Source organism: Binatus sp. (SeqCode) (assembly GCF_036522015.1).
In the GTDB taxonomy this organism is placed as follows: domain Bacteria; phylum Desulfobacterota; class Binatia; order Binatales; family Binataceae; genus Binatus.
This window is the reverse complement of sequence record NZ_DATDGQ010000100.1, coordinates 1-10,328: the sequence shown is the minus strand read 5'-3', so window position 1 is coordinate 10,328 and position 10,328 is coordinate 1. Positions and strand designations below refer to the sequence as shown.

The 10,328-nt window shown below is 62.1% G+C and carries 7 protein-coding genes; 3 read left to right on the top strand and 4 right to left on the bottom strand.

Features of this window, described 5'->3' with window-relative positions; genetic code table 11:
• The 4 genes from VIW95_RS04105 to VIW95_RS04090 form a co-directional block, all read right to left on the bottom strand.
• Positions 1 to 1,356: di-heme oxidoredictase family protein (locus VIW95_RS04105; RefSeq protein ID WP_331584145.1), on the bottom strand; the 1,356-nt coding region annotated here is incomplete at its 3' end.
• A gap of 413 nt (positions 1,357 to 1,769) precedes the next feature.
• Positions 1,770 to 2,123 carry a hypothetical protein gene (locus tag VIW95_RS04100; RefSeq protein WP_331584144.1) on the bottom strand — a complete coding sequence of 118 codons (354 nt, stop codon included), beginning with the start codon at positions 2,121 to 2,123 and terminating at the stop codon, positions 1,770 to 1,772.
• On the bottom strand, positions 2,120 to 3,262 hold the full coding sequence (gene thiO, locus VIW95_RS04095; RefSeq protein ID WP_331584143.1) for a glycine oxidase ThiO: 1,143 nt from the start codon (positions 3,260 to 3,262) through the stop codon (positions 2,120 to 2,122). Before thiO ends, VIW95_RS04100 begins: the two co-directional genes overlap by 4 nt.
• Before the next feature lie 62 nt (positions 3,263 to 3,324).
• Positions 3,325 to 4,626: a glycosyltransferase family 87 protein gene (locus tag VIW95_RS04090; RefSeq protein WP_331584142.1), complete on the bottom strand. Its 1,302-nt coding sequence runs from the start codon at positions 4,624 to 4,626 to the stop codon at positions 3,325 to 3,327.
• A 93-nt stretch (positions 4,627 to 4,719) separates the two neighbouring features.
• On the opposite strand from VIW95_RS04090, the gene VIW95_RS04085 reads away from it, so the two are divergent.
• From VIW95_RS04085 to VIW95_RS04075, 3 genes are all read left to right on the top strand, one after another.
• Positions 4,720 to 6,267, top strand: coding sequence for a hypothetical protein (locus VIW95_RS04085; protein WP_331584141.1), 1,548 nt, complete (start codon positions 4,720 to 4,722; stop codon positions 6,265 to 6,267).
• A gap of 37 nt (positions 6,268 to 6,304) precedes the next feature.
• A complete protein-coding gene (locus VIW95_RS04080) occupies positions 6,305 to 7,462 on the top strand; it encodes an aminotransferase class I/II-fold pyridoxal phosphate-dependent enzyme (protein WP_331584140.1) in 1,158 nt (385 codons plus the stop codon).
• Between the two features lie 151 nt (positions 7,463 to 7,613).
• The coding region (locus VIW95_RS04075; RefSeq protein ID WP_331584139.1) for a PAS domain S-box protein at positions 7,614 to 10,328 on the top strand (2,715 nt) is incomplete at its 3' end.

Genomic DNA, 10,328 nt, shown 5'->3' with positions numbered 1-10,328 from the left:
CGCTGCCCTACCCTGCCCGTCGTGCAGCGAAATTGCCGTCGGCAAATCGGCGGCGCGACCGTCGTGCAGGAAAATGGATTTGGCGCGCAGCCCCCATAGCGGCGCCGTGCGCATGATCGTCGGTCCTGCGGCGCCCGAGGTGATTCCATCGCCGAGCGCGCCCATGTTGTGTAACAAAAAATCGCCGTAGGGATGGAACGTCTGCTGCGCCAGCGCCTGGTTGACGGTCGAACTCATCCGCGTGCCGCCCGTCGAAGCCGGTATGAACGATGCGGGATTCGACGCTGTGGTGAGAGACGGAGCGTGGCATCCCGAGCATCCCACCTCCGAGAACAGCGCCTTGCCCCGGGTTGCTGACCAGTTTTGCGGAATCGTCGGTGGCGGCGCGAGCGCGCGCATGAAGTCCGTGAAACGATCGATGTCGGCACGGCCGTCGGGTCCGGTCTGATCTTCGATGCCGGTATCTTCCAGCGTAATCCCGTATTGACTGACGCCTATGGCGCAATCGCTGGTGTCGGTCGGATTGTCCGGGTTCGTGATTCCCATTTCGTTAAGGTACGCGTCGCCGGAGAACGCGCGCAGGAACGCGTGATCGTCCTTCCATCCGAAGCGGCCGACGTGCGCGGTATGCAGGAAATTTTCGGTGACCATCTTGACCGTGCCGCGAACTGATTGCGGCTCGTTCTGCGCCAACTGGATCAGCGCCTCATCCGATACCGCCTCCACCAGTCCATCACCGAGCAGCGCAAGTGCGGCGCGTCCGGCAACACAATCGCCCCCGCTCGCGAAATTCGTGCTCGTAGGGTCGCACGTCGGCAAGTCGGTGTTGAACGTGGTCTTCATCGCCTCCTCTTGCTGACACGCCGAAAGTTGGCATCCCGGAACGGTTATCTGGCATCCAAGCGGCTCGGCATGCACGCCGCTGGCGAAGATCGGCGTACCACCCTGCAACTGCGCGCCGTTGCGGAGCATATTATCGACGGCAAAGATGTGGACCGGCCCCGGATCGGTGTTGTTGCGCACGCGGATCTCGTTGATAAAGAGGCCACCACCGCCTGTCGCCGGCTGCGAGTGGCATCCCGTACAAGTCGTACCGTTGAAGAGCGGACCCAGTTGAGGCAATTCCTCGATTTCCTTGAAATTGAGCTGGCCGGTGGCGAAAGTCGAGAGGTCTGGGATGCTGCTTGCGACCGCCGGCAGCGGCGCGCCGAAACCGTCGAGATTGATTGGGTAGTTTGGCGGCGGCTCGGTCGAGGCGCGGCGATTGGCGGGTCCGGCTTGCGCGTTGGGCGGCGTCGCGGTCACGATTGCGCACAGCGTCAAAACAACTATCCCAAGAGCGGTCTGAGTCTTCACATCCTGACTCCTTGCCCTGCCGTCGATTTCCAAAATCGCCGGCGAGGCTGTTCCGCAACCGCGCGCCTCAAATCGCGCGGGTACACATTCGCACCTAACTGTCGGTCGCGCTTTTGGGATTTCCCGGCTGTCCGCGAACTCCCCCGAACAGTCACATCATTGAGAACGGATATGTGGTTGGCTCATTTTGAGGTCGTTGCGACCTCGGAGAAACTCCGGGCAGAATGAGCCGAGCCGGTATTTATCAATGTCGCTATAAGATTACAAGTCTCTCGAAAACACTTTTTCTTAATTTCTTCATATCGCATATATGCACATAGATGCATTTGCAGGCAGACGTCACCAGAAAATGGCGCAATAGCGCTGGCGCTGCACCGAGAGCCGCGCAATAGCTGGCGAGATAAATCAGACGGTTAGCGCAGCGACGCTCGCAGCAAGACCGGAAGTTGGGCGGTGAATTCGCTGCGTGAAAGCGTCAGCTCGTAGCCGGCTTCGCGGGCGGCCTTCAGCGGTTTCAGATCGACGTGCGATGCGAATCCGATCACGCGCGCGCCCGGCGCGGCGACTCTGACTTTCTCGAGCGTTGCGAGCGCGGGAAATGTGGCGTCGGAAAGGTCGGTGAAGATGATCGAGGGATGAAGCTCGGCGCATCGCGCGGCGATCACATCTAAAGACGACGCGTACTCGACTTCGGCGCCGACCGCGGCGGCGACTGCGTCAATCTTCGCGCGGAAGAACAAGTCGCGGACCAGTCCGAGTGCCTTCATATCATGTCGGCGAGTTTTACCGCGCGGGCGGTGCCGTTGCGGAAGCGCGCGGGTGAAAATGGCGTGAGATCGATCGACGGCGTGCGCTGCTTGACGAGGTCGGCGATCACTTCTCCGGTCAACGCCGAGAGCAGGATACCGCTGCGGAAATGGCCAGCGGCGTAGAATACGTTGGCGACGGTCGGCGACGGGCCGAGCACCGGCAGCAGGTCATCGCTCGCGGGGCGGAGTCCCGCCCACGCCTCGCGAAAAGGAATCGAGGCGATCGACGGGACCATCGCACGCACTGCGCGAAGGATTCGTTCCATCCCGTCGAGCGTCACGGATTTGTTGAAGCCGGCGTCCTCGAAGATCGAACCGGCGAGAATGCGCCCATCGCGCCGCGGCACCAATATTCCAGCGGTTGAAAACAGCGACGGTCCGACCAGGCCGGGGCGCGCGTCGAAACACAGGATTTGACCGCGTACCGGGTAGAAGTGGATGCGATCGTCCTCGAGGCCGCGGATGTCGCCAGCCCACGCGCCGGCGGCGTTGATAATGACGTCGCCGGTCTCCAGCGCGCCGTCGGCCAGCCGCAGACCTGTCGCGCAACCGCCCTCGATCGCAACCGAATCGACGCGGGCGCCCTCGCGAAAGTCGGCGCCGGCGTTGGTGGCGGCGTTGATATAGGCAAGCGTGAGTTTGCGATTCTCGACGCGCCGATTGTTTGGCAGGTGCAGCGCGAAGATGATTTTTTCCGACAGCACCGGGGCGAGCGTGAAGGCCTCGCGCGGCGACAATTCTTCGACGTCGCCGCCGGCCGCGCGCTGCCATCGCGCTCGCGATTGCAATTCGGCGCGGGCGGCGTCGTCAAACGCGACGTAGAGCACGCCGTTAGTATCATACTCGGGATCGACGCCGCTCTCGGCCGTGAGGCGTTCAACGATCGCATCAAAAGATCGCTTGCCGGCCAGCGCCAGATCGAAAAACACGCCGGGCTCGTGCGCCTCGGCCTGCGGCCCGATCAGTCCGGCCGCCGCCCACGAAGCTTCGAGGCCGAGCCGTCCGCGTTCGAGCACCGAAACCTGGACGCCTTCGGACGCGAGTCGCCATGCGACAGAACTGCCGATTATGCCGCCGCCGATTACGAGAGCTTTCACCCCGACCAGACTACCGGCGCGATGCGATAGGTGAAAGCATGCGGCGACGCACAGAATTGTGTTTAATCGTGGCTCACTAAGACGGGTGTGCTCGAGATCGCGGCGCGCCGGACGATGTCAAACATCAACAGCGCGAGCACCAATGGCATCAACGTCAACGACGCGAACAGGCTCAGTATTCGTGCGAACATTGGGAAGAACCACACCAGAAACAAGATCGATTTTTCCCACGACAGAAAACCCGAGCGCATTGCGTCCCACGACAGCCAGGCTAAAGGCACCGCCAGCAGCACCGAATCGTAGTCGAGAAAGTACGGGGTGATCAGCAGGGTTCCCACGGCCAGGGCCGCGGCTTTGACTGGAAATCCGCCGGGCTTGAGCCAGACCCACAACACCACGCACGCCGCGGGGATGCTCACCGCCGCCTGCATCATGTAAGACGCCCGGACAGATGCGCCCCACAGTCTCGCCACGCCGAAGATGCTCTGAATCTTGCCGAATCCGATGTCGCCCTGCTCCAGCATTTCGTGGGTCGTTACCGGGACGATGGCCAGGAACCCCCGCCATGTCTCTATTCCGAACAGCGCCGCCGAGATTCCCGCGAACGCCGCGACCACCAGCGCCGCGCCGGCAATAGCTCGCCACTGGCGCGTTGCCAGAAGAACCAGAGGCAGCAGGAGGCCGAACTGCGGCTTGTAACAGAGCAGTCCGAAAAACGCGCCTGCGACCCAAGGGCGGCGTTCGAGCAGCAGCAATCCACCGCCAAACAGGGCAGCGGTTATCAGGCCGTTCTGTCCGTCGAGAACCGTCAGCAGCGCGCCCGGAAATGCGAGCGCCACCCACGGCGTGTCGCGCCCGGGCACGACTTTCCCCACCATGCTCAAATAGGCCGCCAGCCCAACCAGCGTCCAGACGATCAGCGCACTGCTATAAGGGAGGATCGCAAGCGGGAAAATTATAGTGAGAAACATGGGCGGGTATTCGAATCTCTGGAAACCCGGAGATTTGGCGCCCAGCGTCGCCTTCTCGGCGACGGCCAGCTTCGTGCGGTCGTACACCGCCGCAGGATCACCCCGGAGCGCTAGCGAGGAAGCCGAATAGTACGGGGGGAAGTCGCCACCGACGGGCGCCAGCGTCGCCCGGATTCCGCCCGGTCTGAATACCAGCCAGGCGACGAACAGTGCGAGGTAGCACGCGCAGAGCAGTCTCGAGTAGCCGCGGACGCGCTCGGCGTTCAGCCAGCTGGCCTCTCTGAACACGTCGACGAAAGCCCGCACCCGGCCTTGAGACGGGGAGCCGTCCGGGCCAGCCACGCCCGGACTCGAAGCCGCACCCGAGTCGCCGCCCACTACGATTGCTTTCACGGCGATTAGACTACCGGCGCGACCAACGCTGCGAAAGCGCTCGGGCGCTGAGCTATTGCGGAGGCTCTCTGTCGGTGATTCACTCGCACGTCGTTGAAGCCTCAGCGCTACTCGCTCCTTTCCGCATCGCCATGGACGGTACTCCTGTCGATCGCACTCGCGACGGCTGACAACTTCGCCGAGCCGGATCTGTGGATTCACATGCTGACCGGCCAGACGACGCTACGCACAGGCCACATTCCGCGCTTCGACACTTACTCGTACAGCGCGGTTGGCGCGCCGTGGCACAATCACGAATGGCTGTCGCAGGTGGCGCTGGCTTTCTTCTACGCGCATCTCGGGGTCTTCGGCCTCAAGCTTCTGAAGCTGATCTGCTCGAGCATCCTGATCGTCGCACTGGCGATCGGAATTTCCGCGAGCGGCGCGGCAGCACGAGTGCAGCGGCTGACGTTGATTCTCAGCGCCGTCGCCATCTCGACCCAAATGCAATTTCGGCCGCAGCTCTTCACCTTCATGATGATCGCGGTCGTCATGATGGCGCTCGCGATCGAGGTTTACCGCGGAAGTGCAATCCTGTGGCCGCTGATTCCGATGTTCGCGTTGTGGGCCAATTTTCACGGCGGGTACATCGTCGGACTCGGCGCGATGGGCATCGCGGCTGCGAGCATGTTCGTCCAGGGATGGTTTGGCGACGCAGATCGCATCGCGTCGGCGTGGCGGCTCGCGTTGGTCACGCTCGGATGCGCGGCGGCCACGATTCTGAATCCATTCGGCGTGGGATTATGGACGGGTGTGGCGCATTCGGTTGGCGATCCGCTGATTCGGCAAGTGATCGCCGACTGGGTGCCTCTGCCGAAGATGATGTTGTCACTGTGGCGAAATTCCCCTGCCGAATTGCTTGGTGATGTGGCACCCCTGCTGATGTTCGCCGGATTTGTTGCGGCGGTTGCGATGACTCCCAACGTCGAGGACGCGGCACTGGACGCAGTCGCGACGATCTTCATCGGCGCCGCTTTCTATGCCGCGCGCAACGTAGCGATCGGCGTGATCGCGGTCGCGATTCCGCTGGCGCGTCACGCGAGTCTGGTGTTGGAGCGCGGGGCCGAGCGCAAGAGTGATGCGCAGGTCGCCGGCAACGACGAGCCTCCCGCGGCGCTGATGGCGATTTGCGCGATTGCGCTCGCGCTCGTCGGTGGAACGTTCTCCAATAACCTCAAAACCTGGAAGCCGATGCCGACCGGCGCGCTCACGTACATGCAACAGCACAAACTTCACGGCAATATCCTTGCACAGTTCGAATGGGGCTCGTACGTGATTTGGCACATGGGCGACGCGTTCAAGGTTTATATCGACACGCGCACCGAGCTCGTCTACACCGACAAGCAGGAAGGCGACTACGCGAAGTTTTTCTACGGAATGCCGGGATCGGAGCAATTGCTCGAGGCATATCCGCACGACTACGTGCTGATGGGGGGTAATACCAAGGGCGTCGACGTCGTCAGGAAAGACCCGCGCTGGCATCTACTATATAGCGATCAAACCGCGGCGCTTTTCGGACGCTCCGCGCTCCCCGGCGAAGCGCCGGTCGTCGGCAACGTCGCAGGCATCGGCGGCAAACCTGCAGACACCTATTTTCCGTGACGCGCCGAGTGATAAATGTCGTGGAATCGGAGGCTCCATGGCGCGACTTATCAAAGGGATCGACACCAAGCTGATTCACGCGGGCGAGCCGGATCCGCTCATCGGCGGCGCGGTCACGATGCCTATTTTTCAGTCCTCGACCTACGAATACGCCGGGCAGACCAGCTACCACGACCTGCGTTATATCCGCCTCAACAACACTCCCAATCACGCGGTGCTGCACGCCAAACTCGCCGCGCTCGAAAATGCGGAGGCCGCGCTGGTCGCGACCAGCGGGATGGCGGCGATTTCGGCCACGCTGTTAACCATCCTCGCCGGCGGCGGGCATCTCCTCGCGCAGGACTGCGTTTACGGCGGCACGCACGATCTGTTTGTCGAGGAATTTCCGCGCTACGGGCTGTCGGTGGATTTCGTCGACGGCGACGAGCCGGCCACCTGGCGCGAGGCGATTCGCCCCAACACCAAGGCAATCTACGTCGAGGCGATGTCGAATCCGCTGCTCCAGGTAAGTGATTTGCAGGCGGCGGTGGATTTCGCTGCTGAGAACGGGCTGGTCTCGATCATCGACAATACGTTCGCCAGTCCGATTAATTTTCGTCCCGCGGAAATCGGCTTCGACCTGTCGCTGCATAGCGGCACCAAGTACCTCAACGGGCACACCGACATCGTCGCGGGCGCGGTGATCGGGCGCGCGGACCTGGTCCAGGGCATTACGCGTACGCAAAACCATCTCGGCGGCAGTCTCGACCCACATGCGTGCTTCCTGTTGCATCGCGGGATGAAGACGCTCGCGGTGCGCGTGCGCCATCAGAACGAAAGTGCGCTCAAGGTCGCGCGATGGCTCGAGCAGCATCGCGCGGTCGCGCGGGTGAACTATCCGGGCCTCGAAAGCCATTCGAATCACCTGCGCGCGTGCGAACTGTTCGACGGTTTCGGCGGCGTGCTGAGCTTCGAGCTGGAGGGCGGACTCGACGCGGCTGGCCGCTTCATGGATCGCGTGACGATACCGATAAGTGCCCCGAGCCTCGGCGGCGTCGAGACCTTGATCACGCGTCCGTCCACCACTTCGCATTCGGGAATGTCGGCGGCGGAGCGCGCGCGGGCGGGAATCGGCGACGGCCTTATCCGGCTGTCGATAGGCCTCGAGTCGAGCGACGATCTGATCGAGGACTTCGAGACGGCGCTCGGCGGCTGACGCGTTTCGGTTTTTGGGCGGCGCTCGATCAGAGCATTTTGGGACACCGCCTGCGACAGCGTAGAAATTCGACGACGCAAGCCAACCTCGGACGACGATAGCTGTTTGTTGCAATCCCCCGTTGGGCATTGGATTTGCTTACCGTTCACGTGTGGACTCTCGGATCGATTCGTCCGCCGAGGGCTTGGGGATTGCGGCGCGGCGCTCCAACAACGGCACGTCTGCGCCGACCACGCATCCCATTGCCGCACCGATAGCCCAAGTCGCCGCGATCGAACCGGCGATGACGCTCGCGATGGACGACGGCGACAACTTCGATGGGGTGTCGTTGATAGTGCGCACGGGCGCACTGGCGATAGTCGCCCTTGAAATCGGATACACGGTGCTCGACCGCGTCGTGTATCCGCTCACCTACGCGAAAACCATCCCGTTTCACATCGCCTGCATTGCGCTGGGCATGATCGCGTTCATGACGGCGTTGTCGTCGCGCGCGATGCGGAACTGGCGCGCGATCGCGCTGGTAAGCTGTACGGGGATCATAGCCAGTACGGCGTGGATCGCGGTGATCGCTGGCAACTGTGACGCGCTGGTCGCGTCGATCGTGTTGTTTTTCTTCGGTGCAGGCGCGCTGCTGCCATGGAGTCCGCGCTGGCAGGCGGCGCTCGAGGCCGGCGGAGTGATTGCGATGCTTGGGTACTCGATGAACGCCGCCGATCCGGCTCCCAGTGTGACGCTCGACTGGACGAGGGTATTGGGCGCGCTGGCGTTGTCGCAGATAACTGCGGTCCATGGCGCTCGCTATCGGCGGAAATTGGCCGAGCACCTGGCGGCGCTGGCCAGCAACCATCGCTCGCTCATCCGCGAAATGGATCTGCGTGCTGAAGCCGCGTCTGCGCGGGAACGCGATCACGTTCAGCTGCAGACCAGCGAGGCTGTCCTGCGCAAGATGTTCGAAGCATCACCGGATAACATCGCGGTCAACAGCCTCGCCGACGGACGTTTCATTCTGGTCAACGACGAGTACCAGGTCGCGGGGTACACTCGCGACGACGTGATTGGGAGCAGCGTCGTCGCACTTGGAATGTGGCCTGACGAACAACAGATGATTCGGTTTGTCGAGAAGATTAACCAAACCGGCCGCGTCAAGAACATGGAGATCACGCAGCGTCGAAAAGACGGCACCGACGAGACGAATCTGATCTCGGCCTCTATGATCGAAGCCAACGGCGAGCCGTGCGTGATGTCGATGACCCGGGACATCACCGAGATGAAACGGGTCGAGACCAACCTGCGCGCCAGTCACGCCGCATTGCGCAAAATCTTCGACGCAACGCTGGACATTATCGTCGTGACGCGGCTATCCGACGGCGCTTACATCGATTTCAACCAGCAATTCGAGCGCTTCGGCTATGGGCAGCAGGACCTCGACGATTCCCGCAAAGGCCAGCGTCAGATCTGGGCGAGCGAGGAACAACATCAGCAGCTTCGCGATCGCATTATGGCCGAAGGCGTCGTGCGCAACATGGAGGTCGATTTCGTGCTTCCCGACGGCCGCCCGATGCCGGCGCTGTTGGCCGCGGTACGCGTCGAGCTCGAGGGCGAGGACTGCGTGGTCACGATGATTCGCGACCTGACCGCGTCAAAAGGGGCCTCGCGCAAGCTCGAAGAGACCGTAAAGGCGCTGACCGAGAGCGAGGAGACCTTCCGCAAACTGTTCGACGCGAACCTCGACAGCATGACCCTGACCGGAATCGACGGCAACTACATAGACGTCAACCAGGAGTTCGTCAGGGCGACCGGGTTTTCGCGCGAGGAGGCTGTCGGCCATCACTTCACCGAGCTCAATATGTGGATCCATCCGGACGAAATGATCGCTTTCGGCGATCAACTTCTCAGGACCAACGAAGTCCGGAACCTCGAGGTCGCTTTCCGTCAAAAGGACCTCACCGAGCATCCGGTGCTTCTTTCGGCGGTAAACCTGGAGCTCCACGGACAGCTCTGCTGTCTGACGATTTCGCGCCGAATCTCGGACCTCAAGATGACCCAGCGCGAACTGGTCGCCGCGCGTGAGGCGGCGCTGGCTGCGTCGCGGGCCAAGTCGGAGTTCCTGTCGAGTATGTCGCACGAAATTCGCACGCCGATGAACTCGATTCTCGGGATGTCCGATCAGCTGATGGAAACCGCGCTGAACGATGAGCAGCGAAGATATTTGAACACCGTCATCAGCAACGGTCATGCGTTGCTCGCACTGATCAACGGCATCCTCGACCTGGCCAAGGTCGAGAGCGGACGGATCAGCCTCGAGGCGGTCGAATTCAACCTCAAAGACGTGACCGAAAAGGTGCTCGAGACGCTGGCGATTCGCGCGCACGAAAAAGGCCTCGAGTTGATGGTGCGGTTTTCGCCGGAGGTCCCCGAGTTCGTCCTCGGCGATGCCTTGAGACTCGGTCAAATCCTCATCAACCTGATCGGCAACGCGATCAAATTCACGCAGAAGGGACAGGTGCTGGTGTCGGTCGAGGCCGACTCGACCATCGCGGGCCGGCTCAAGTTCACGGTGACGGACACCGGAATCGGAATTGCCGACGACAAGCGCCACCTGCTGTTCCGCGCCTTCAGCCAGGCCGACTCTTCGACCTCGCGCAAATACGGCGGCAGCGGGCTCGGACTGGCAATCGTCGCGCGGCTGGTCGTGCTGATGCACGGCACGGTTGAGGTGGCGAGCGAACCGGGAACCGGCAGCGCGTTTTCGTTCACCGCGCAATTTGAAGTCGCATCCAGTCCGCCGGCATCGGAGTCGCAGCACCGGACCTTCGCCGGCGTGAGGATACTGTTGGTCGCCGACAACGACGATAGTCGCTCGATT

Bases quoted from the DNA above. Each gene is read 5' to 3' on its own strand.
- VIW95_RS04080 (WP_331584140.1), top strand. From the start codon at position 6,305: ATGGCGCGACTTATCAAAGGGATCGACACCAAGCTGATTCACGCGGGC.
- VIW95_RS04100 (WP_331584144.1), bottom strand. From the start codon at position 2,123: ATGAAGGCACTCGGACTGGTCCGCGACTTGTTCTTCCGCGCGAAGATT.